20 protein-coding genes are annotated in these 23,472 nt (G+C 33.3%); 11 read left to right on the forward strand and 9 right to left on the reverse strand.

The features are described 5' to 3' along the window. Positions 1-48: 48 nt before the first annotated feature. On the reverse strand, positions 49-1,989 hold the full coding sequence (gene gyrB, locus AVL50_RS20145) for a DNA topoisomerase (ATP-hydrolyzing) subunit B (RefSeq protein ID WP_172826890.1): 1,941 nt from the start codon (positions 1,987-1,989) through the stop codon (positions 49-51). A gap of 84 nt (positions 1,990-2,073) precedes the next feature. After that, a complete protein-coding gene (locus AVL50_RS20150) occupies positions 2,074-3,393 on the reverse strand; it encodes a tetratricopeptide repeat protein (protein ID WP_062618285.1) in 1,320 nt (439 codons plus the stop codon). Positions 3,394-3,550: 157 nt separating this feature from the next. Here AVL50_RS20150 and AVL50_RS20155 point away from each other — a divergent pair, with 157 nt between their 5' ends. From AVL50_RS20155 to AVL50_RS20190, 8 genes are all read left to right on the forward strand, one after another. Continuing rightward, on the forward strand, positions 3,551-3,844 hold the full coding sequence (locus tag AVL50_RS20155) for a hypothetical protein (protein ID WP_044203726.1): 294 nt from the start codon (positions 3,551-3,553) through the stop codon (positions 3,842-3,844). 198 nt (positions 3,845-4,042) lie between these two features. Further along, positions 4,043-4,819, forward strand: coding sequence for an OmpA family protein (locus tag AVL50_RS20160; RefSeq protein ID WP_062618286.1), 777 nt, complete (start codon positions 4,043-4,045; stop codon positions 4,817-4,819). Between the two features lie 41 nt (positions 4,820-4,860). Then, the gene (locus AVL50_RS20165; protein ID WP_062618287.1) at positions 4,861-5,679 is read left to right on the forward strand and encodes a tetratricopeptide repeat protein; all 819 of its coding nucleotides are present in this window, start codon (positions 4,861-4,863) and stop codon (positions 5,677-5,679) included. Between the two features lie 230 nt (positions 5,680-5,909). Further along, positions 5,910-6,686: an enoyl-CoA hydratase/isomerase family protein gene (locus tag AVL50_RS20170; RefSeq protein ID WP_062618288.1), complete on the forward strand. Its 777-nt coding sequence runs from the start codon at positions 5,910-5,912 to the stop codon at positions 6,684-6,686. Positions 6,687-6,804: 118 nt separating this feature from the next. Further along, positions 6,805-8,313 carry a lipopolysaccharide biosynthesis protein gene (locus AVL50_RS20175; RefSeq protein WP_062618289.1) on the forward strand — a complete coding sequence of 503 codons (1,509 nt, stop codon included), beginning with the start codon at positions 6,805-6,807 and terminating at the stop codon, positions 8,311-8,313. 5 nt (positions 8,314-8,318) lie between these two features. Then, positions 8,319-8,753: a dUTP diphosphatase gene (dut, locus tag AVL50_RS20180; protein ID WP_062618290.1), complete on the forward strand. Its 435-nt coding sequence runs from the start codon at positions 8,319-8,321 to the stop codon at positions 8,751-8,753. A 15-nt stretch (positions 8,754-8,768) separates the two neighbouring features. Next, a complete protein-coding gene (locus AVL50_RS20185; RefSeq protein WP_062618291.1) occupies positions 8,769-9,773 on the forward strand; it encodes a sugar nucleotidyltransferase in 1,005 nt (334 codons plus the stop codon). A 167-nt stretch (positions 9,774-9,940) separates the two neighbouring features. Next, the gene (locus AVL50_RS20190) at positions 9,941-11,716 is read left to right on the forward strand and encodes a tetratricopeptide repeat protein (RefSeq protein WP_062618292.1); all 1,776 of its coding nucleotides are present in this window, start codon (positions 9,941-9,943) and stop codon (positions 11,714-11,716) included. Positions 11,717-11,758: 42 nt separating this feature from the next. Here the strand turns inward: AVL50_RS20190 and AVL50_RS20195 are convergent, their stop codons facing one another. Beyond that, positions 11,759-12,685 carry a tetratricopeptide repeat protein gene (locus AVL50_RS20195; RefSeq protein WP_062618293.1) on the reverse strand — a complete coding sequence of 309 codons (927 nt, stop codon included), beginning with the start codon at positions 12,683-12,685 and terminating at the stop codon, positions 11,759-11,761. A gap of 258 nt (positions 12,686-12,943) precedes the next feature. On the opposite strand from AVL50_RS20195, the gene ftsH reads away from it, so the two are divergent. From ftsH to phhA, 3 genes are all read left to right on the forward strand, one after another. Next, positions 12,944-14,896 carry an ATP-dependent zinc metalloprotease FtsH gene (ftsH, locus tag AVL50_RS20200; protein ID WP_062618294.1) on the forward strand — a complete coding sequence of 651 codons (1,953 nt, stop codon included), beginning with the start codon at positions 12,944-12,946 and terminating at the stop codon, positions 14,894-14,896. Position 14,897: 1 nt separating this feature from the next. Further along, complete coding sequence (locus AVL50_RS20205) at positions 14,898-15,122, forward strand: hypothetical protein (RefSeq protein WP_062618295.1); 225 nt, start codon at positions 14,898-14,900, stop codon at positions 15,120-15,122. 163 nt (positions 15,123-15,285) lie between these two features. Then, a complete protein-coding gene (gene phhA / locus AVL50_RS20210) occupies positions 15,286-16,035 on the forward strand; it encodes a phenylalanine 4-monooxygenase (RefSeq protein ID WP_062618296.1) in 750 nt (249 codons plus the stop codon). Here phhA and AVL50_RS20215 read toward each other — a convergent pair. The 6 genes from AVL50_RS20215 to AVL50_RS20245 form a co-directional block, all read right to left on the reverse strand. After that, complete coding sequence (locus AVL50_RS20215) at positions 16,025-16,435, reverse strand: redoxin domain-containing protein (protein ID WP_062618297.1); 411 nt, start codon at positions 16,433-16,435, stop codon at positions 16,025-16,027. The two genes, phhA and AVL50_RS20215, sit on opposite strands and share 11 nt — an antisense overlap. Positions 16,436-16,494: 59 nt before the next feature. Further along, positions 16,495-17,712, reverse strand: a complete 1,218-nt coding sequence (locus tag AVL50_RS20220) for a bifunctional 3,4-dihydroxy-2-butanone-4-phosphate synthase/GTP cyclohydrolase II (protein ID WP_062618298.1) — start codon at positions 17,710-17,712, stop codon at positions 16,495-16,497. A gap of 424 nt (positions 17,713-18,136) precedes the next feature. Beyond that, positions 18,137-20,911: a leucine--tRNA ligase gene (leuS, locus tag AVL50_RS20230; RefSeq protein ID WP_062618300.1), complete on the reverse strand. Its 2,775-nt coding sequence runs from the start codon at positions 20,909-20,911 to the stop codon at positions 18,137-18,139. Positions 20,912-21,144: 233 nt separating this feature from the next. Then, positions 21,145-21,606, reverse strand: a complete 462-nt coding sequence (locus AVL50_RS20235; RefSeq protein WP_062618301.1) for a hypothetical protein — start codon at positions 21,604-21,606, stop codon at positions 21,145-21,147. 47 nt (positions 21,607-21,653) lie between these two features. Beyond that, positions 21,654-21,959 (reverse strand): hypothetical protein, encoded by a 306-nt coding sequence (locus AVL50_RS20240; protein ID WP_062618302.1) that lies wholly within the window; start codon positions 21,957-21,959, stop codon positions 21,654-21,656. Positions 21,960-22,175: 216 nt separating this feature from the next. Then, entirely contained in the window at positions 22,176-23,279 is a 1,104-nt protein-coding gene (locus tag AVL50_RS20245; RefSeq protein WP_062618303.1) for a hypothetical protein, read from the reverse strand. Positions 23,280-23,472: the final 193 nt, after the last annotated feature.

The following is a 23,472-nucleotide window of genomic DNA, read 5'->3' on the forward strand; positions in this document are numbered from 1 at the left end:
AAGGCAACAGGATCGCTGTTGCCTTCTAATATATATTAGCAAAGTCGATTAAACATCAACATTTGCGTAACGTGCATTTCTTTCAATGAAGTCTCTACGAGGAGCCACTTCATCACCCATTAGCATAGAGAATAAGTGATCAGCTTCTGCCGCTGACTCAATATCCACTCTACTCATTGATCTGAATTCAGGATCCATAGTTGTATGCCATAATTGCTCAGGGTTCATTTCACCAAGACCCTTATAACGTTGGATACCTACTTTTCCTTCATCACCACCAAATTCTTGGATAGCTCTAACACGGTCATCTTCACTCCAGCAATATTTCTCTTGCTTTCCTTTCTTCACTAAGTAAAGAGGAGGTTGAGCGATGTATAGATAACCTTGTTCGATCAATGGTTTCATATATCTGAAGAACAATGTTAGGATCAATGTTCTAATGTGAGAACCATCGACATCGGCATCGGTCATGATAATGATTTTGTGGTAACGTAACTTTTCCAAGTTAAGTTCTTTCTCATCATTTTCAGTACCAAAACGAACACCTAAAGCTGTGATGATATTCTTGATCTCTTCGTTGTCGTAGATTTTGTGCTCTTGCGCTTTTTCTACGTTAAGGATTTTACCCTTAAGAGGAAGGATAGCTTGGAAATTTCTATCTCTACCTTGCTTAGCAGAACCACCTGCTGAGTCACCCTCCACTAGGTATAATTCACAAAGTGCAGGATCCTTTTCAGAACAGTCAGAAAGTTTACCAGGTAAACCAGTTCCTGTAAGAACGTTTTTACGCTGTACCATTTCACGAGCCTTACGAGCTGCATGACGAGCTTGAGCAGCAGTGATTACTTTCTGTACAATATTTTTCGCTTCTTTAGGATGCTCTTCTAAGAAAGTCTTCAACGTTTCAGTTACTGCAGAATCCACAGCACCAGAAACTTCAGAGTTACCTAATTTTGTCTTAGTTTGACCTTCAAATTGTGGTTCAGGAACTTTAACAGAGATAATAGCTGTTAGGCCTTCTCTAAAGTCATCACCAGCAATGTCAATCTTTACTTTATCTAAAAGTCCAGTAGAATCAGCATAAGATTTTAAAGTTCTCGTTAAAGAACGTCTAAAACCAGCAACGTGAGTACCTCCTTCATATGTATTAATGTTGTTCACATAAGAGAACACATGCTCTGAGAAGGAAGTATTGTAAGTCATTGCTACTTGCACTTGAATATTGGCTTTCTCACCTTCCATAAAAATAGGAGTAGCCAAAAGTGCTTGACGAGTATTGTCTAGGTAAGAAACATATTCACTCAAACCACCTTCTGAATAGAAAGTTTCTTTGATGTTTTCACCTTCTTCGTCTTGCTCTCTTTTATCTTCTAAGTGAATTGTGATACCCGCATTCAAGTAAGATAATTCTCTTAATCTTGAAGCGACAGTGTCATAATTGTAAACGCCTGAAGTAAAGATGCTTAAGTCAGGCCAGAACTGAACTGTAGTACCAGTGATATCTGTTTCCCCGATTGTTTTTACATCATATTGAGGAATACCTGTTTTATATTCTTGTTGGAAAACTTTTCCAGCTCTGTGAACTGTAACCTTCAAGTCTGTAGATAATGCGTTTACACATGAAACACCTACACCGTGAAGACCACCTGATACCTTATAAGTATCCTTATCAAACTTACCACCTGCGTGAAGTACAGTCATTACTACTTCAAGAGCGGATTTCTTCTCCTTAGGGTGCATATCAGTAGGAATACCTCTACCGTTATCACGAACAGTAATAGAGTTGTCCTCATTGATAGTCACAAATATATCTGTACAAAAACCAGCCATTGCCTCATCAATGGAGTTATCTACAACTTCCCAAATTAGATGGTGCAAACCTTTGATGCCAATGTCACCGATGTACATTGCTGGTCTCTTACGAACGGCTTCTAATCCTTCAAGGACTTGAATATTACCGGCTGAATAATTGTCTTTTTTTTCTTCCATATCTTTGTTCAAAATATCTGCGAATCTACCTTTTTTTAAGCTCAATTACAACCCTTTTTTTCTAATAGAATTGTAGTCAATTGCTTACAAATCTTTTAATCTTCTTTTCGCTTCCGCATCAATACTATTTTTATAGGAGTGTTTAGGATAAGAGTATGCTTTTTTATAATAAAAAGTAGCTTTTTCTGTATCATTCAAGCCTTCATACAAGATGCCTAAATGAAGTGCAGCATTGGCCGTAAAGTATCTTTTGGGCTTCGCTCCACCATAATCAATCACATTAAGATAATACTTTATTGCTAAAGTTGTATCATTTAAAGCTTCTTTTACTCTGGCATATCTATAATTGTATTCTAATTTATCTTTTCTTGAGAATTCTTCTGTCTTGATTAGATTTAATACGGAATCTGAAGCATCATATTTTTTTCCATCATAAAGTACTCTTGCTAACATTAATTCCTTGTCAGGTAGCGTGCCTGATAATGCAAAAGATTGTGCATACTTATCCAAATAAAGGTTTTCACTGCCTGATTTGGTAATATCTTTTAATTGTGCTTCAATTTGATTTTTACTTAAGTCTTGCGTCAGCCAATTCATTAAGAAGAGTCTGTATTTTGTAGTTTTTATATAATCTGAGGTTGTGATTGATAGGTATTGATGAAAGTTATCCCTGGCTTCATCATATGAATTAAGATAAAAATGTGAAGTGCCAAGCAAATAATGATAGTATTCATAATTACTTTTTTCTAAACTAGAAAATGAGTTTAAAATATTGATATTCAACTTATATTCTTTGATTCTATCATAAACCCAGCTCAATACAATCTTGCCTTCATATAAGTTGCCGTATCTTGTTTTATAGTTTTCGATTTTCTGATTATCGTATTCTTTTCTTATGTACACATCAAGAAACAGGTCAGAAGTGTAGGCTTCAAACTGAATAAAAGGATGCTGTGACTCTTTAGCCTTTTCAATCAATTTTTCTGGGTTTTGATACGCTAAGTCTGGAAATCCAACTAAGCGCATCAGCCATTGGTATTCTTGAGGAATAATGTTGATAGAAGTAGAAATAATTCCAATTAATAAACCGCTTAATGTATCATTTTTATCTGCAGTGTATTTCTGATAAGATTGATTGTATACTTTTTTCAAGTCCCAATATCCTGACCAGTATGAACCCTTTTTAAATTCACATAAGCTTTTGACAAATAGTGTGTTGTGGAAATATTTATTATCCTTAGGAATGTTGGGGATAGGATCATTCTTTTTGGCACTTGTTAGAAGTTTCTGATACGGAGAAATTGTTTTCAAGTCTTCGACAAGTAAAGGGTCAACTTCCTGGCTGTAAACAGTGATATCACAAACAAAAAGGAATAAAACAGTAAAAAAGGGTCTAAAATTCAAAAAATTGGATATTGACTGTTAAAAGATAAATTTTTTGGCAATATTAAGAGATAGACTTCAATTAAATAATAAACAACATTTAGTTAAAGCAACCTTATAAAATAGGAAACGTAATTTTTTTTAGATAATCTTGTCTTCTAGAACAAATATATAACATATGAAATTTATTGTAGAAATAAAGTTACCTGAAATTTTAGATCAGCATTTAATAGACATTCTCCCATCACAATATACTGAGATAGGAAACATGATGAATGATGGGATTATTTCCTCTTTCATGTTGTCGGACAATGCACAGAAGGCTTGGTTAACTTTAGATGCAGAATCAAAAAGTGAGGTGGATAATATCTTATGTGCGTTCAAACTTTATGATTTTGTAGAAATCACTATTTCAGAGTTAAGTATTGCTGAGGTAACTAGTCCTGCTGTTCCTTCGTTTTCACTAAACTAAAAAAATATCAAAATATTTATACGGGTTGCTGTCTATGTATGAAGTAGATAGCAACCCTTATTTTTTTGATTCATTACTGCAACTATAATATATCACCTATTTTGCACGTATTTTGTAGTAGGAAATAGTTGTAAAAATCACATGATAATTTGACAAATAATGCGTAGTACAAAGTTTACCTTAATTTCATTCCTGTTAATGTTCATTTCTACCCAGATCAACGCACAAAATGTGCTTGATAATCCCTTGATTTTACAATTAAGTGGATATGAATTGGTATATAATGAATCAAAATTTGATGAGATAGAATTTCCAATGAGTGAAGTGGATATTTTCCCACTTTCCGGAAATAAGACTTTTGCTACTTTCAGATACGATAAGAATAATGCCTATAAGCATCCTAATTCTAATCAAATCATGCAAACTTATTTTGATAAGGTAAAAAGTTTGAGAGGGAAACCACTATTCAAAGGGTCTAATTATGGTTCTTTTCAAGTAAGATCAAATACAAAAAAATTCTGGTGTGTGTTGGAAACGCATGAAAACGGTGCCACATATACTGTTACAATTATTGAACAAGAAAAAATCCAAGAGGCAGAAACTGCACAGGAAATGCTTGAGATGCTGAAATCAAAAGGAGAAGTTAATTTATATTTCCAATTCTCTACAGGTAGTGCAAATCTTTCGCAGGCATCTTTCCAGAACATAAAAGAAGTAGCAAAACTGCTGAATCGTTTTGCACCTCGTTTGAATTTGAGTATTGAAGGGCATACCGATAATGTAGGTAATGTAGACAGTAATAAAAAGCTTTCTTTACAAAGAGCAGTAGCTGTGAAAAATGAATTAATCAAAAATGGTGTGAAAAGCGAAAGGCTTGAGACAATAGGTTGGGGTTCAGAAAAGCCTATTGCACCAAATGATAGTGAGGTTGGACGACTCAAAAACAGAAGAGTTTCCATAAAAGCATTGAACTAATTACATTTGCAACCGACTCATCAAATTGGGTCGGTTTTTTTATGAAGAAATTTTTTTACATTTTATTCATCACTTTACTTTTCATGAGTTGTGATGAAAACGCTGACCGTAATCAAGCATTCATTAAAGGTAGAGATGCCCTTAAACAAAAGGATTACATTGTGGCCAAAAGACAATTAGAACTTTCAGTACAATATGATAGCAGTTTTGCAGAAGCTTGGAATAATTTAGGTATTGCGTATACTGAGTTAGAAGAATATAATCAAGCCTACACTGCATATAACAAAGCAATTGAACTTGATTCATGTTTACAAGATGCTTATCAGAATAAAGCAAATCTTCTTTATCTTCAAGATTATAAGGACAAGGCAATTTTAACGCTAACCAAAGGACTGAATTGTGATATTGAGAATACATCACTTTTACTTAATAGAGCTACTTTGTTTCAAGACTTACAGCAGTTTGATATGGCTTTGGAAGATCTGAGGAAATTGAAGAAGCTTGTTTCTGACGATGATGTATTATACACAAATCTGGGCTATTGTTTTTATGAATTAGGTACTTTAGATTCTGCATTTCATTATTCAGTTATTGCATTGGAAATCAACCCTAAAAGAGATGAAGCTGCTAATAACTTGGGAATGATTTCTATGAAGAAAGAAGAGCTCGAGGATGCTTTCAAATACTTTAAAAAGGCTGTGGATTTAAAACCTCAAAATAGTTTATATAGGGCTAATGTATCAAAAGCAGCTTTAGAGTTAGGTAATCTTGAAGAAGCGTGTCAGCATGTGAAAATGGCTAAATATTATGACTCAAATGGCGATTATGATGCATTGATTTCATTAAGCTGTAAAGAATAGAAGCACTTTTTCCTTGTTTTTGCTGAAAAATATTTGGTACATTTATACCGAATGGTTTAGTTTTAGTTAACTATTTCAATATTTTTAGAGAATCAAAATCAATGATTCAATATTTTCAAGAAAAGTGAATACGGTTTTTACATTGGTGATTTAAAATTTTCTTTTTTAATAAAGTTGATTCACAAGCTATAAAATTTATTTGCTAACAGAACAGAAAAGAAATTGTCAAAATGGATTATAAAAATCTACTTTTAGAAAAAAATGAAAACTTACTTGTCATTACTATCAATAGAGAAAGTAAGTTGAATGCTCTAAATTCTAAAACTTTAGAAGAAATTAAAGATGCCTTCCAGAATGCTTATGATGATGAGTCTATTCGTGCAATTATTATTACAGGTAAAGGAGAGAAAGCTTTTGTTGCTGGTGCAGATATCTCAGAAATAAAGGATCTTAATGAGTTAAATGCTAGAAAGTTTTCAGAAGAGGGGCAAGAGATTTTCCAAAGTATTGAAACTTGTCCAAAACCAGTAATTGCTGCAGTCAATGGTTTTGCTTTAGGTGGTGGATGTGAATTAGCTTTGGCGTGCCACATTAGAATTGCTTCTGATAATGCAAAATTTGGTTTGCCAGAGGTTTCTTTAGGAATCATACCAGGTTATGGTGGAACACAAAGATTACCACAATTAGTAGGTAAGGGTATTGCCAATGAATTAATTCTAACAGGCGACATGATTTCTGCTCAAAGAGGTTATGAAATTGGTTTAGTAAACCACGTTGTACCTCAAGAACAGCTAATGGAGAAAGCAAAAGGATTAGTAAATAAGATTCTTAAAAAAGCACCTCTTGCGGTTTCACATGCAATTGATTGTATTAATGCTTCTTTCTCTCATAATACAGGGTATCAAACGGAAGCAAATGCTTTTTCAAGTGCCATAAAAACAGACGACTTTGTAGAAGGTACAAGTGCGTTTTTGGAAAAAAGAAAAGCAATATTCCAAGGGAAATAAGATTTTAAAATATATCACATAAGTACTATGTAGTTGATAAATAGTTAATTGAAAATGTAGTACTTCAACCTCTTTAATCAAATTAATTGTTTAAAGAGGTTTTTCATTTATCAAACAAATGCTTAAAAAATTACTTTCAGATACTGTTATTTATGGATTGACAACTGTGTTGATGAAGTTGATCAATTATGCTTTAACACCTTTGCATACTGCAGTATTTGGGCCAACTAGTTTTGGTATAGTTTCACTGTTTTATACCTATGCGGTATTATTCAATGTGATCTATACTTATGGAATGGAAACGGCTTTCTTTAGATATGCATCAAAAGGAGATAAAAAGATGGTTTATTCTAATATACAATCATCACTATTTATCACTTCATTTATATTGTCATCAGCTTTATGGTTTTTATCACCATTCATAGAAACTCTCTTTGGGTATGAGGACAGTGAAATGTATGTGAAACTATTTTCTATATTATTTGCCGTAGATACAATAATAGCCATTCCTTTTGCTAGCCTGAGAATAGATGGAAAAGCCAAAAGATTTGCCTTTCTAAAATTGAGTGAAGTGGTCTTGACATTTGGGTTGAACTATTTTTTCTTGGTGACATGTATGGAAGTGGTAGAAGGAAAATCAACTTCAATATTTTCAGGACTAATTCTAGAATATTTTGATCCCTCTTTTGGAAGAGGATATGTGTTTCTAGCCAACTTAATTTCAAAAGCAATCATCATGATATTGTTAGTAGATAAGTTTTTGGAAATTAAGTTTTCTTGGTCTTGGGAGAAAATGAAGCCCTATTACAAATATGGTTTTCCTTTAATATTCTCTGGTATAGCATTTTTTATAAATGAGGCTTCTGACCGAACACTTTTAACCATTTTAGTCCCAGATGATTTCTATGATTTTGGAGATGCTGAAGCCGCTATGGGAATATATTCAGCAAATTACAGATTGTCTATATTCATTACTCTAGCAGTAACAGCATATAAATATGCAGCTGAACCTTTCTTCTTTTCTACTGCGGAATCAAAAAATTCTCCACAAATTTTTGCCAAGGTCATGCATTACTTTGTCATAACTTTAATGATCATGGTAGTTGGGGTGGTGAGTAACCTGTCATGGATTGCTCCATTTGTGTTAAGACAAGAAATTTATCTCATAGGCTTGCCTGTAGTTCCCATCTTACTTATGGCCAATGTTTTTTTAGGAATGTATTATAATTTATCGGTGTGGTTTAAAGTAACAGATAGAACATCTTATGGAGCAAAAATAAGTGCAATAGGTGCAATTGTGACCTTGAGTTTAAACTTTTTATTAGTGCCTTATATTGGATTTTATGGTAGTGCAATAGCTACATTCTGCTGTTATTTTACAATGATGGCTTATTCTTATTATTTAGGTCAAAAGTACTATCCTATTCCTTACAATGTTAAAACGATATTTGTCTATTTTTTTATTGGAGGAGTTTTTATAGTTATTAACACATTTCTAAAAATTAATAGTTTTTGGTTAAATATTTTCATCCAAAATACTATGTTTGTAACCTTCTTCTTATTCATTGTCTATAAAGAGAAGGAATTAGTGAAACCGCTTTTACATAAACTTTCAAAAAGAATTTAATTTCGATGCAAATTAAAGTAATAAATAAGAGTCATCATCCTTTGCCTCAATATCAAACGCCATTATCTGCGGGGTTAGATTTAAGAGCTGTTTTAGAGGAGCCTGTAGAGCTTAAACCATTGGAAAGAAAATTAATCCCCACAGGATTATATATTGAATTACCTGAAGGCTATGAAGCTCAAGTGAGACCAAGAAGCGGTCTTGCTTTTAAGCATGGTTTGACTGTTTTAAATTCACCAGGTACCGTCGATGCCGACTACAGGGGTGAAGTAAAAGTTTTATTAGTAAACCTGTCCAATGATGTTTTCAAAATTGAAGACGGAGAAAGAGTTGCTCAGCTGATTGTTGCAAAACATGAAACAGTTGAGTGGGAGCCTGTAGAAGAACTTTCATCGACAGAAAGAGGAGCAGGAGGATATGGAAGTACTGGAAAAAAATAGAATTAAATTAATCATATGAAAATTATTGTACCAATGGCTGGTCGTGGTTCTCGTTTGAGACCACATACTCTTACAACTCCAAAGCCACTAGTTAAAATTGCTGGAAAGCCAATCGTTCATCGTTTAGTAGAAGATTTAGCGGCAATGTCTGATGAAACATTAGAAGAAATTGCTTTTGTTATTGGAGATTTTGGCGAAGTTGTAGAAAAAGAGCTTGTTCAGATTGCAGAGTCATTAGGCGCAAAGGGAACAATTTATTATCAAGATGAACCACTTGGAACTGCCCATGCAATAAACTGTGCTGCAGATTCAATGGATGGTAATATTATTGTCGCTTTTGCAGATACTTTATTCAAAGCTGATTTTACAATTGATAAATTTGAAGATGGTATTATTTACACTCAAAAAGTAGAAGATCCATCAGCGTTTGGTGTTGTAAAATTAAATTCAGAAGGTGTAATTACAGATTTTGTAGAGAAACCAACTGAGTTTATTTCAGATCAAGCAATCATTGGTATTTACTACTTCAAAGAAGGAGAAAAACTAAGAGCTGAATTACAGTACTTAATTGATAACAACATCATGAATGATGGTGAATATCAATTGACTGGAGCACTTGAAAATATGAAAGCAAAGGGTGCTAGATTAAAACCAGGTACTGTAATTGAATGGTTGGATTGTGGTAACAAAGATGCCATTGTAAATACAAACCAAAGATACTTAACTTACATTCAGGAGCAAGAGTTAGTACACGACTCAGCACAACTTGATAATGTTGTTTTAGTAAGTCCTGTTTATGTTGGAGAAAATGCTAAAATCTCTAACGCAGTTGTAGGTCCTTACGTTTCTATCGGTGAAAACACTATCATTGAAAATTCTGTAGTTCAAAATTCTATTGTACAGGAAGATAGTGATATTCGAAGAGTAAATATTGAGAATTCTGTAGTAGGTAACCACGTTGTATATAGAGGTCGTTCAAAAGACTTAAGTATTGGTGATTTTACTTCAGTAAAAGAATAAAAAAACATTATTTATTTTCAATAAATATCAAAAACAGCGAAATAATTATATTTCGCTGTTTTTTTCATTTAGTATTTTCGTAGATTTATATAAATATAAACAGGTGTATATTTTAAGTGAAATGTCCACTTGCTTCAAAATAGATTTAGAGGGGTTTATCATATACAATGAATAGAAACTTATTGAACATTCGTACTTTTTTAATCCTACTTATTTTAAGTGTTTTCGCTTTTGATAATGTAGCACTCGCTCAAAAGAAAAAGAAAAAAAGGAAGTCAAAAAAAGAAAAAGACACACCTGTTGTAAGTATTGAAGAACCTTCTAAAAAGGATTTAAGAAAGTCCGAAGAGCTCTTTATCTATGCCGTCAATGAATATTTATTAGAAGAGTATGAGCAGTCTATTGAACTGTTACTTAAGTGTAATGAGTTAAATGGTAAAAATGATGGTATAAAATATCAGACAGCTCTCTGCTACCAAAAGCTAGAAAACTACCAAAGATCTCAACAGTTTGCAAAACGTGCTTTAGAACTAGATCCAAAAAACAAATATTATTATAAACTTGTAGCACAGAATTTTGAAATTCTAGGTCTTTATAAAGATGCTTTACAGGTTTTAGAAGAACAGATTACAAAAACAGGTGATGATGAAGAGGCTTACTTTCAAATTGCAATGTTATACTTGCAAATGGGAGCACCTCGAAAAGCCATTGAGTATTTTGATATCGGTGAAGAAAAATATGGAATTAATGACATTATTGTCCGACAAAAGCAAAGAATTTATATCCGTTTAGGTGACCTTGATTCAGCTTTATCAGAAGGTGAGAAATTGATAAAAGCTTACCCTGAAGATTTAAGCTTCAAGTATTCTCAAGTAAGACTTCTTTTAGGGAATAATAAAACTGATGCGGCAAGAGAAATGCTAGAGCCTATCTTGAAAGATTATCCAAATGAGGGAGAGGGCCATTTTCTTTTAGCAAGTATTTATAGAAATCAGGGCGAATCAGAGAAGTATTATGAAGAATTGAAAATTGCATTTGGTAGTGATGATCCACTTTCTGATGAGTCATTTAATATTTTGACAGGTTACCTTCAGTTTACTTATAACGAGAAAAAAAGAAAGGAAGGAGAGGAACTGATAAAAATTGCTCTAGAGGCACATCCTAATGATGATAGAGTTTTTGCAATATATGGCGATTTTCAAGTTTCAATTAAACAATACGCTGAGGCAAGAAAATATTACAGAAAATCTTTAGATATCAATCCTAATAATTTTAAGCTTTGGCAACAAGTTCTATCAATTGACTGGGAATTACAGGAAACAGATTCCGTAGAAGTACATTCAGACTTAGCTATTGAATATTTTCCAAACCAAGCTATTCTTTATTTTTATAGTGGCTCTTCAAAGTTATTTTTGGAAGAATATGAAGAGGCTGAGGCAATGTTAAATCAGGGACTTCAAATTGTAGTAGACCCTTCTCTAAAAATACAATTCAACGCTCAATTAGGTGATACTTATTATAAATTAGATGATTACGATAAGTCCTTTAAAAAATATGAAGAGGTACTTAAGGTTGATCCAATCAATTTATATGTGTTGAATAATTACAGTTATTTCCTTTCTCTTCGAAAAGAGAACCTAGAAAAAGCAGAGGAAATGTCTCATGAATTAATCTTAGCAGAACCTGAAAATGATACTTATCTAGATACTTATGGTTGGGTTCTTTTTGTAAGAGAAAAATATGAAGAGGCTGAAAAAGTGTTAGAAAAAGCAGCTAAGAATACTAAGAGCGGTACAGTTTTAGAACATTATGGAGACGTTCTTTTCAAGGTTGGAAAAGAGGAAAAAGCCATGGAATATTGGAAGAAAGCCAAGGAAACAGGCGATGAAGTTACCGAAGTATTAGATCAGAAAATAGATCAGAAAAAATATATTGAAGAATAAATTAAAAAGGCATTGAAGAATTTAACTTCAATGCCTTTTTAATTACCCTTCCTTCTCAGATAAATATTTCAATACCTTAAGAGTTGGTTCATAATTAGAACAACCTTCCAAAGATTTTTGAAAGTACCTCCTCGCTAATTCTTCATTATTGGATTGTAGATAGGCGATAGCTAAATTATAATGTAATGCTGGGAAATAAGGAAGTCTCATCTGCATTTTTGTGTATAAATCAGCCGCCTCTTTTAATTCTCCACATCGACTAGCAAAATTGGCGTCAGCCAATTCTGTAAAATCAGGGTGATGTCCTTTATTGGCTCTATAATACTCAATGAGCGTACCTGGAACTCCAATTAGAAACATAAGGTTTTTTAGAATATTTTTATGGAAAAACTCAATTCCTAAGTTGTCACCACCGTAATATTTGGTTGTTTTCCAATAAAACTTCTTTTCAAAGAAATAATATTCGTATTTCCATCTGTAACCCAAACGGTCATAATATCCTGTTTCAGGACAAATATCAAATAATTCTCCATTGGAGAATAATAATCCATGCTTGTCTGAAATAGAATGACACTCATTGCAATAGTGATATTGAGATTCAAGTTGATGGTCCCAATTTATTGGATTATCACAATGCCCACATCTTCTTGTAGTTTTTGCATTTTGAGAAATGAAAATATCAAAGGCTCTTTTAATATCCTTAATCATTCCAGATTTGATCACAAGAGCATTATTTTTTTCAATTCTCCATTTGGCAGTTCTTTTTCCTAGCAAAGGATACTTCTGAAAAGTGATAATTAAGTAACCACCGAAGTAGGTCATACGTAAAATATCATAGAAGGAGATTAATTCTCCTGTTAAATAGATGCCATTTTCATTGATATTTCCTAATTTAGGAAGGAAGAAATAACTTTTTTTCTTTTCTGAATAAGCTTTAAAAGAAAATGCAAATGATGGATTTTCAAGCATAAAAAGGTTTATAAGACGATTTTATCAAATGTATAAGCACTAATCCATTGGTTTCACGTAAACTTTTGATATTTTTACAAATCAGAAGTAAAACTTCTTATAAAAGAATAATACAACGTATTTAATGCGTTTTAAAGATAATTAATTTGACACTAGTAGAAAACCTGTCGCTAATAGCGCCAGGCTTTTTTTTATTTCAATTTTTCTCATTAACTTTTATTTTGTGTTGATTGAATAAAACTTCAAACAGATAATTTCATGAAAAACAGAACTAAATTTTCAATTTGGTACTTTTTAAGCATTCTTGGAGGAATGCTATTTTTAGAGGCTTTATTTTTCTCAGGACCCAATGTTAAAGAACTTTCTTATAATGCTTTCAGAGATAGTGTAGAAAATGGAAAGATAGAGCATGTGGTGATTGCAGACGATAAGGTTTATGGTAAAATTATAAAGTCTTCAAATTCTATAATTAATGATACAACCGAAGTGGATTCTACTGATGCAAGTAAGCGTAATGGTCTTTGGAAAATTGATGCTACAGGAAAGGCTGCTCCATGGAGAATTGATTATGAAAGAAGAAAAGAAGATTTGAGCCGTCAGTTTTACGTGATAAAATTAGACGACCCTAATCTGATACAAGATTTACAAAAAGCGAAAATTGATTATAAAGGTATAATTGAAAATGATTGGTTGGGAAACTTTTTCTCTAATTGGTTACTTCCTTTTGGATTACTTTTCTTGATCTGGGCTTTGGTAATGAGGCGTATGGGTAAAGGTGGTGGACTCGGTGGAGGTGGAGGTAATAATTATCTCAATGTTGGAAAAAGTAAAGCAAAAATATATGCTGCTGATGCAGAACACTTAGTAAATTTTGATGATGTAGCTGGTTGTGATGAAGCAAAACAAGAGTTAGCGGAGGTAGTAGATTTCCTTAAAAACTCTACAAAATATACTGAGTTGGGAGCTAAGATACCTAAGGGTATTTTATTAGTAGGCCCTCCAGGTACAGGTAAAACATTATTGGCAAAAGCAGTGGCAGGTGAAGCAGGTGTACAGTTCTATAGCTTGTCAGGTTCTGATTTTGTTGAAATGTTTGTTGGTGTTGGTGCCGCAAGAGTAAGAGATTTATTTACTCAGGCAAAGTCAAAAGCACCTTGTATTATCTTTATTGATGAGTTAGATGCTATTGGTAAAAGTAGATCTTCTAATGGGATGTCTGGTAATGATGAAAGAGAGAATACATTGAATCAGCTTTTAGTAGAGATGGATGGTTTTGCGGCTGACCAAACAGTGATTGTTTTAGGAGCGACCAACAGACCAGAGATTTTAGATAAAGCCTTATTGAGACCAGGGCGTTTTGACCGTCAGGTACAAGTGGATAGGCCAGATTTAAATGGCCGTTTAATGATTTTGAAGGTACACTCTAGTAAAATCAAATTAGGGAGTTCAATCAACTTGGAGGAAATTGCTGCACAAACCGCAGGTTTTGTGGGTGCTGATTTGGCCAACTTATGTAATGAAGCGGCTTTATTGGCTGCTAGAGAAGGAAAAACAGAAGTAGAGCAAATCAACTTTACAGATGCATTTGAAAGAGTAGTGGCAGGCTTAGAGAAGAAAAATGCTGTGATTAGTGAATCTGAAAAGAAAACAGTTGCTTATCATGAAGCAGGCCATGCCATCGTAGGACACTTTACTAAAGGTGCTGATCCAGTTAGGAAGGTTTCTATAGTCCCAAGAGGTTCTGGTGCTTTAGGATACGTATTACAAGCACCAACTGAGGATCGATTCTTAATGAGTAAGGATGAATTATTAGGCAAGATTAAAGGGCTTCTTGGTGGTAGAGCAGCAGAAGAAATTATTTTTGGAGATATCAGTACTGGTGCATCTAATGATTTAGAAAAAGTAGCGTCTATAGTTCGCTCAATGCTTACGGTTTATGGTATGAGTGAAAAATTACCTAACTTGTCTCTTCAAAAAGAAGGACAGAATAATTTCTTAGGAAACGGTGGAGCTTCTTATAAACGATCTGAAAGTTTAGAAAAAGAAATCGATAAAGAATCCCTGGAGATTATTGCTACTTGTTATGAAGAAACAAAAGTCTTTTTAAATGAAAGAAGAGATGATTTAGAGAAATTAGCTCAGATATTATTGAAGAAGGAAATTCTAGATGAACAAGATGTCCTTGAAATTCTCGGACCAAGAGCAGTTTAAAATGATAAGAGAGGAAAAGAAAATTGATGAATTTATCAATAGGGAAGCAAAAGGAATTAAAGATATGTTGAAAAGTGGAAGCATATCAAAAGACTTAGTGACTTTAGAAATCTTTATAGATAATATTATGTCAGATTTTCAAATTGATCAAAGCCAAAAAGAATATACTGAAAACCGTTCGAAAGAAATTTTAAAGGAAAAAGGTATAAATATTTCTGGATTGTAATTATATTGAAAGCCATATGTTTCATAGTATTGAAATGTATGGCTTTTAACTTGACTAACTATTTTTTCGTTTTAAGTATTATATCGCAGTTGACTTAAGTTAATTTCGAAAAAGTACCTAAATAATTAAACACATAATTTCACATATTTAACCAATCACTAGCATGTATTTTATTGAAAAACAGGAGTACGATAAGTACACTGATGAAGACCATCAAGTATGGCAGACACTCTACAAAAGGCAAATGAAAATCTTACCATCATTAGCTGAAAATGATTTTTTAGAGGGGATCAAAGCCATAGGATTTAAAGAAGATAAAATTCCTTCTTTTAAAACATTAGATGAGAAGCTACTGTCTATTACAGGGTGGAGTATTGCACCGGTAACGGGACTCATTCCAAACAAAGAGTTTTTTGAACTATTGAAGGCTAAAAAATTTCCTTCTTCCACATGGTTTAGAAAGTTATCAGAATTGGATTATTTAGAAGAGCCCGATATGTTTCATGATATTTATGGGCACGTGCCTCTTTTAACCAATAAGTTCTTTTGTCAATACTTAGAAAAAATGAGTGTTATTGCTTTGCAATATATTGACAATGAGCATGTAATTGAATTGATTTCACGTTTATATTGGTATACCGTTGAGTTCGGTTTAATTGAGAAAGAGGAAGGTTTGAGAATTTATGGAGCCGGAATACTTTCTTCTAAAGGGGAAAGTGAATACAGTCTGTTTTCTGATATTCCAAAACGCCATCAATTCAATGTGCTGGAGATTATTCAAACTCCTTATATCAAAGATAAATTTCAGGAACAATATTGGGTGATCAGTTCTTATAAAGAGTTGTATGACAGCTTGGATGAATTGGACCGCCTTTTGGGTAAAGTTGTGAAAAATGATATTATTATTCAGTAGGTGAATATATAAACTCAAAATGCTCTTCTATATTGGACATAAAGGTTTTTCTAAAAAGTAGAGCACCATTAATGTTATATAAAAAAGAACTTCTCTGAACAATACCTATCGGCAATAGATAACATTGTAATTGCTTTGCAATTCTTGCTTTCGAATCAGCCAAAATAGGGAAGGGGAAGTTCTTTTTCTTTAATACCTTTGAAATTTCTTCTTCATTTTGATGAACAATGACAAATATATTTTGAACATGTTTTGTAATCACCTTCATCTGTTTTTTTAGTAAATGAAGGTGCTCTTTATCCAATTTTGAAGAGACGGTAGGTAAAAAGACAATAAGAGCGTTCTCGAATTGAAAACGATGGACCTGTCCTTTATAATTTCTTAATTCAAATGTTTCCATAAAAAAGAAGAGCGTATAATACTGAAATTATACGCTCTTAAAATATAATTTAGAAAGAATTACTTAAGGATATTATGTCCCATTTTATCTCTCTTAGTCTCTAAGTATTTTTTGTTGTATTGATTAGGTGAAATCTCAATAGCAATGCTATCTACAATCTCAAGACCGTAACCAATCAAACCAGCTCTTTTCTTAGGATTATTAGAAATCAATTTCATTTTACTAACCCCTAATTTTCTTAAGATTTGAGCACCAACACCATAATCTCTTTGATCCGATTTGAAACCTAAAGCTTTATTTGCTTCAACAGTATCCAAACCTTCTTCTTGAAGTTTATAAGCTTTTAATTTGTTGATCAAACCAATCCCTCTACCTTCTTGATTCATATAAAGAATGACACCTCTGCCTTCTTTTTCAATCATTTCCATGGCACCATGAAGTTGAGGACCACAGTCACATCTGCAAGAACCGAAAATATCACCCGTTACACATGAAGAGTGTACACGAACCATTACAGGTTCATCCGTAGTAATATCACCTTTAATCAATGCAAGATGTTGTTCTCCAGTTTGTGTATGACGGAACGCTTTTAAGTTAAAGTGTCCGAATTCTGTTGGCATATCAACACCAATTTCTTCTTCTACTAACGACTCCTCCAACTTCAAACGGTATTGAATTAAGTCTTCAATACTGATCAACTTTAAGTTGTGTTTCTTTGCAACATGTACCAAGTCTGGAAGACGTGCCATTGTTCCATCATCATTCATGATTTCAACAAGAACACCACATGGTTCTAAACCTGCCAAACGAGCTAAGTCGATTGTAGCTTCAGTGTGACCTGTTCTTCTTAAAACACCATTTCTTTTCGCCTTAAGAGGGAAGATGTGTCCTGGCTTACCAAGTACTGCTGGATCAATGTTAGGGTCAGCTAAAGCTTGTACTGTTTTAGCACGGTCGCTTGCTGAAATACCTGTAGTACATCCATGACCAATTAAATCTACAGATACAGTAAAAGGTGTTTCAAACGCAGCTGTGTTTTTACCCACCATTAACTCAAGTCCAAGATCTTCGCAACGATCTTCAATCAAAGCACAGCAGATTAAACCTCTACCTTCTTTAGACATGAAATTAATGATTTCTGGAGTCACTTTTTCAGCAGCACAGATAAAGTCACCTTCGTTCTCTCTATCTTCATCATCAACTACAATAACTATTTCACCATTTTTGATTGCTTCAATTGCATCTTCAATGGTATCTAATTTGAATTGTTCTGACATTTTATATATGGATGTGAATTGTTCTCAACATGTTTATATTACAAAGGTAGGATATTATTGAAATATAAACTATAAAAGAACACTTATTCATTTATTTTAAAAAGCTTGTTAGGACTAAACTCATAACGAGTATTAATCCTCCCATCATATAGAGTATGATCATGCTTGATCGTAGCCACTTCTCATCTTTATCTTTACTAAACTGATAGAGCTGACTACCAATGAAGACAAAAATGACACAACTAATAAAAATAGTTGTTTTATGATTGATATTACTTCTGGGAATATCTTGGATATACTTGTAAACAAGGTCTCCAATACCAACACCTAAAAGGGCACCAAGCCCCATAAACCTTTTTAGCATATCGTATAAAAAAACGGAAATAAGCTGAATTGCCTATTTCCGTTTTGTATTTATAAAGTGTTATACAACAACATTTACAATTCTCTTAGGAACAAAGATAAACTTCTTGATTGGTTTATCTTCTACCCATTTTTTAACTACTTCGTTGGCAAAAACAGCTTCTTTTGCTTCCTCTTGAGAAATATCCATTGGAAGGTCAATTTTCACTCTCATTTTACCATTAATAGAAACTGGGTAAGTATGTGAAGCTTCTACTAGTAATGAAGCATCAAACTCAGGGAATGAAGCTAAAATTACAGAATCTTCATGACCTAAAGCTTCGTGCCATAATTCTTCAGCAATGTGAGGAGCGAAAGGAGATAAGATCACTAATAATTGCTCTAATACCTCTTTCTTATGACATTTAGCAGCTGCTAACTCATTTACACATACCATGAATGCAGGAACTGTAGTGTTCAAACTTAAAGACTCCATGTCTTCACCTGCTTTCTTGATCGTTTTATGAAGGATCTTTAATTCCTCTGGAGTAGCTTTACCATCAGTTACAACTAATTGTCCTTGATCATTGTAGAACAATCTCCACATTTTTCTTAAGAACTTCCAAACACCGTCAATACCTTGCATTGACCAAGGTTTTGATTGCTCGATAGGGCCTAAGAACATTTCATAAAGACGAAGTGTATCTGCTCCGTATTTCTCGATTACAACATCTGGGTTAACCACGTTGTATTTAGATTTTGACATCTTTTCTACAACATGACCACACATATATTTGCCGTCTTCTAAGATAAATTCAGCGTCTGCATAATCTTTACGCCACTCTTTAAATTTTTCTGTATCTAATTCATCGTTATTTACGATGTTTACATCTACGTAAAGAGGTTGCACGTCATAGTCTTTTCTTAAACCATAAGAAACGAACTGATTTGTACCTTTTACTCTGTAAACAAAGTTAGAACGACCTTGGATCATACCTTGGTTTACGATTCTTTGGAATGGCTCTTCATGACCGATGAAGCCCATGTCGAATAAGAACATGTTCCAGAAACGTGAGTATAATAAGTGACCTGTTGCGTGCTCAGTACCACCTACATATAAATCTACTTGGTTCCAGTATTCAACCGCTTCTTTGCTTACGAATGCCTCTTTGTTTTGAGGGTCCATATAACGTAAGAAGTACCAAGATGAACCTGCCCAACCTGGCATTGTTGTTAATTCGTAACCGAATTTATCATCAAATTTCCAGTCCTTAGCGTTTCCTAGTGGAGGATCACCTTCAGGAGTAGGTAAGTAGTTTTCAACTTCTGGTAAGTTCAATGGAAGTTGTTGATCAGGTACCAATTGAGGAGAATCATTTTCATCAAAGTATACCGGAACTGGCTCACCCCAATAACGTTGACGAGAGAATACTGCGTCTCTGATTCTGAAGTTTACTTTCGCTTTACCTTGACCAGACTCCACTAATTTGTCAATTGCCACTTTGATAGCTTCGTCAGAATCCAACCCATTTAAGAAACCTGAGTTGATCATTTTACCCTTTTTCACTTGAGTAGGGTCTTCCATGTCTTCAGTTCCCTCGATTACACGAATAATTGGTAAGTCGAAGTGATTTGCAAAACGGAAGTCACGATCATCTGATGAAGGTACCGCCATTACAACACCTGTACCGTATCCTGATAATACATAATCAGCGATCCATAACTGAACTTTTTCACCAGTCAAAGGATTGATTACATAAGAACCAGTAAATACACCAGATACTGTTTTTACGTCTGATTGACGATCTCTTTCTGATCTATTTTTTGCCTCTTCAACATACGTCTCAACTGCCTCTTTTTGTGCATCAGTAGTTAAAGTAGGGATTAATTCGTGCTCTGGAGCTAAAACTACATAAGTAACACCATAAACAGTGTCAACACGAGTAGTGAAAGCTGTTAAAGTAATATCGCTATCTGCTACTTTAAAGTCTAATTCACAACCAATAGATTTACCAATCCAGTTACGCTGCATTTCTTTTAAAGCGTCAGACCAATCTAAACGATCTAAGTTACCCAATAAACGATCCGCATACGCTGTGATACGCATCATCCATTGTTTCATTTTCTTTCTTTCTACAGGGTGTCCACCTCTTTCTGAAACACCATCTTTTACTTCGTCGTTGGCTAAAACCGTTCCTAGAGCAGGACACCAGTTTACCATTGCTTCAGATAAGAAAGTTAATCTATATTGTAATAGGATAGTAGCTTTTTCATTGTCTGAGTATCCTTTCCAATCCTCAGCAGTGAATACAGTTGCATCGTCATCACACTCAGCATTGATTCCTTCAGAACCGTTTGCTTCAAAGTGCTTTACTAACTCAGCAATGTCTTTCGCTTTATTCTCGTCTTTATCGTAGTAAGCATTGAATAATTGTTCAAAGATCCATTGCGTCCAACGGTAATACTCAGGCGAAGAAGTCTGAACTTCACGACTCCAGTCAAAACTGAAACCGATTTTATTCATTTGAGACTTGAATGTGCTGATATTTTGCTCTGTAGTGATTGCAGGGTGTTGCCCTGTTTCAATCGCATATTGCTCTGCAGGAAGACCAAATGAATCAAACCCCATAGGGTGAAGTACATTGAATCCTTTTAATCTTTTGTATCTTGAAACAATATCAGAAGCAATATATCCCATTGGGTGACCTACGTGAAGACCAGCTCCAGAAGGGTATGGGAACATATCAAGTGTATAATATTTTGGCTTACTTTTATCAATGTCTACTTTATAGATATTGTTGTCTTGCCAATATTTCTGCCATTTAGGCTCAAATGAATTATGGTTATATTCAGACATACTGTAGATGTATCCTAAAAATTAATTGCGTTTTTTGTTTTAGTACTAAAGCCTAGCACTCTAATTTTTTGACCTGAAATCAATAAATCAAGCAAAGATATAAATAAATCTATTTTATAATACTTCTGAGAGTAGGATAAACTAAGATTTTTAGATCAAACAATAATAATTGTCAATTTTAAAGCTTCAAGTACTTTTGCTTAAGAAATCTTATTTTAATAAAAAATGAGAGATTAGATATATTCAAGAATTGTCATTTCACTACCATTGAATTTAACCTTGTCATTCTCTGATTTTCCAATAAATATTTTACCAATAGGAGATTGAGCACTGATTACAAATACATTTTCTTTCTCAAATTTAACCTGACCAATACTAATAAGTAGATAGTATAATCCTCTATTAGTCTTGATTAAACTTCCTGGCTTAATAGCTTCAGATTTTGCATCATTGATTTCCTCAATAACTTTCAAAAGTTGAAGGTTTTGAGAGAGTTGAGTACCCATTTTTTCCTTTTCTAAGTGCATCATGGCACGAGCTGTATCATGTTTATCGCCTGCAGTACTTCGTGTTTCAGCATTTGCGGATTGCTGGGCGCTTTCCATGGCTTCCTCTAATGATTTAACCTTGTCTACTATTAGAGATTTACAATGTAACTTTAAAGCTTTTTTATATTCAATATTTAATTTTTCCATCTATTCTAAAAAGAAAAGAGGAAGACAATTCTTCCTCATTGGTTCACTCACTTTATAAATTCGGATTTCAAAATAGTAATTTCATTTCCGACTTTCAAATCATAGGAGTCGTATTTTTTATTATACATTTCTTTAATGTATTGAACATGCTTCCAAGTCAGTTCCTTTTCAGGAAGATGTAAAGCTTTGAATAACCTTCGTGTGATTTGAAAATATCCATCACCATATTGAACTGTAAGGATAACGGAAATAATTGTGTAGTTTTTTACTTTTTCATGACTCTCTACAGTAGCGAATGTTTTTGAAGAGAAAAGGAGAGAGGCTGTTAAGAATAAGATCAAAAGATGTTTCATAATATGAAGTAGTTGCTTAATGAATTATGTATTACAAATATATATACATTGAATCACTCTTACAACTAAAATAGTAATAAAAATATACTTTAAAACATTGATAATGAATTATATAAAACTACTATTCATTTTTCTCAAAACTTCTATTTAACATAATGTTTATTATATTTAAATACTAATATTATCTATCAAATAGGCTCATATTCGTTTCTTAGATTAATTCCAACCTAACAATCTTTCCATTACTTTCTGCATCATAATATATTCATAATTCTGATCAGGCTCTTTGATTGTACTTAAAGAATGAATTTTACATATATGCTTTGTATCGTTTGCTAAGTGATCGCCTATGCAGATAATTCCAAAATTAGTTTCCTTACAGAATTGTTCTGCTTTTTGAATGTATTCATCATTCATAGGAATTGCCAAATAAAAATAATCGCAGAATAATGTCTTTGTCATAATTTTCTGTTTTTGAGATTTAAATGATGACAAATCTGTAATGATCTCTGAACCAATAATAACAGGACGTTTTTTATAGTTCTTTTCAGGCCTTGCTAAAGTAACTACATCAATTTCTTTAGAAGGCTGTTGAATTACAAAAGCAACAAGGTGTTCATGATTGGATGAAAAATCAACTTTTAAAGTTCTAGCAACCCATTGTTCAGACCTTAAAGCATTCAGGATGTTGGCTCTTGCTAGGTTCTCTGAAGAAAGTTGGTATTTCTCCATTTTCTTCAAATCTTGCCAATAAGTATCAATGGTATTTTTCTCTACATTTTCGTTTCTAACGGTATCTTTCAATTGATATGGAAGTACAAACTGCGATTTAGTTTTCTTATCTGTAATCACAACTGGATCCTCTTTTTTACGTCCTCTTTCAGTCTTCCCCCCTTTTAAAGGTCTATAGATTTGCCATAATTCCCTTAATTCATGACGCATATTTTCCCCTTTCAGCATCTTTTCTTTTACGTCTTCCACAATTTTTGTAGGAGCTATTGTTCTTACCTTACTGAACGTTTCTAATTGTTCCGGTGTGGTTTTAACGATAGATTCATCTAATTCATCAAGATGATTCATTTCTAGAATTTCTAAATATAACTTTGCTCCTGACCTAGCTCTCCATAATGTTGAAATATTAATTCTGTTTTTTTGAGCTAAGCCTTTTACGTATTCGGTAAAAGATCTCGATCTTAATTTATAAAGCTGTTGGGATTCGATTTGATCCAATAGTTTTGCTACTCTCAGCCAGTTTCTTCTATCCTTTTGTATAAGGATTTCGAATTCTAACTCAATTTGTTCTAATTTATTCAAATTCATAGTTGCAAATTGCAACTAAAAATTAATAAAAACAATATAAATAGATGGGTTTTAAGTGCTTACTTGAACAAAAACTGTTTAATACTGATTCTATTAATTGTTTTGAGATTACTTCCTTCAAAAAACTTAAAATAGAATAACTAATGTTGCGTTTTTTAGACTTGTTCTTACAAAAAATATATTAGAATTAAAT

It is taken from the genome of Flammeovirga sp. SJP92, assembly GCF_001583495.1.
GTDB lineage: Bacteria > Bacteroidota > Bacteroidia > Cytophagales > Flammeovirgaceae > Flammeovirga.

Bases quoted from the DNA above. Each gene is read 5' to 3' on its own strand.
- gyrB (WP_172826890.1), bottom strand. From the start codon at position 1,989: ATGGAAGAAAAAAAAGACAATTATTCAGCCGGTAATATTCAAGTCCTT.
- AVL50_RS20155 (WP_044203726.1), top strand. From the start codon at position 3,551: ATGAAATTTATTGTAGAAATAAAGTTACCTGAAATTTTAGATCAGCAT.
- AVL50_RS20160 (WP_062618286.1), top strand. From the start codon at position 4,043: ATGTTCATTTCTACCCAGATCAACGCACAAAATGTGCTTGATAATCCC.
- AVL50_RS20165 (WP_062618287.1), top strand. From the start codon at position 4,861: ATGAAGAAATTTTTTTACATTTTATTCATCACTTTACTTTTCATGAGT.
- AVL50_RS20170 (WP_062618288.1), top strand. From the start codon at position 5,910: ATGGATTATAAAAATCTACTTTTAGAAAAAAATGAAAACTTACTTGTC.
- AVL50_RS20175 (WP_062618289.1), top strand. From the start codon at position 6,805: ATGCTTAAAAAATTACTTTCAGATACTGTTATTTATGGATTGACAACT.
- dut (WP_062618290.1), top strand. From the start codon at position 8,319: ATGCAAATTAAAGTAATAAATAAGAGTCATCATCCTTTGCCTCAATAT.
- AVL50_RS20185 (WP_062618291.1), top strand. From the start codon at position 8,769: ATGAAAATTATTGTACCAATGGCTGGTCGTGGTTCTCGTTTGAGACCA.
- AVL50_RS20190 (WP_062618292.1), top strand. From the start codon at position 9,941: ATGAATAGAAACTTATTGAACATTCGTACTTTTTTAATCCTACTTATT.
- AVL50_RS20195 (WP_062618293.1), bottom strand. From the start codon at position 12,685: ATGCTTGAAAATCCATCATTTGCATTTTCTTTTAAAGCTTATTCAGAA.
- ftsH (WP_062618294.1), top strand. From the start codon at position 12,944: ATGAAAAACAGAACTAAATTTTCAATTTGGTACTTTTTAAGCATTCTT.
- AVL50_RS20205 (WP_062618295.1), top strand. From the start codon at position 14,898: ATGATAAGAGAGGAAAAGAAAATTGATGAATTTATCAATAGGGAAGCA.
- phhA (WP_062618296.1), top strand. From the start codon at position 15,286: ATGTATTTTATTGAAAAACAGGAGTACGATAAGTACACTGATGAAGAC.
- AVL50_RS20215 (WP_062618297.1), bottom strand. From the start codon at position 16,435: ATGGAAACATTTGAATTAAGAAATTATAAAGGACAGGTCCATCGTTTT.
- AVL50_RS20220 (WP_062618298.1), bottom strand. From the start codon at position 17,712: ATGTCAGAACAATTCAAATTAGATACCATTGAAGATGCAATTGAAGCA.
- leuS (WP_062618300.1), bottom strand. From the start codon at position 20,911: ATGTCTGAATATAACCATAATTCATTTGAGCCTAAATGGCAGAAATAT.
- AVL50_RS20235 (WP_062618301.1), bottom strand. From the start codon at position 21,606: ATGGAAAAATTAAATATTGAATATAAAAAAGCTTTAAAGTTACATTGT.
- AVL50_RS20240 (WP_062618302.1), bottom strand. From the start codon at position 21,959: ATGAAACATCTTTTGATCTTATTCTTAACAGCCTCTCTCCTTTTCTCT.
- AVL50_RS20245 (WP_062618303.1), bottom strand. From the start codon at position 23,279: ATGAATTTGAATAAATTAGAACAAATTGAGTTAGAATTCGAAATCCTT.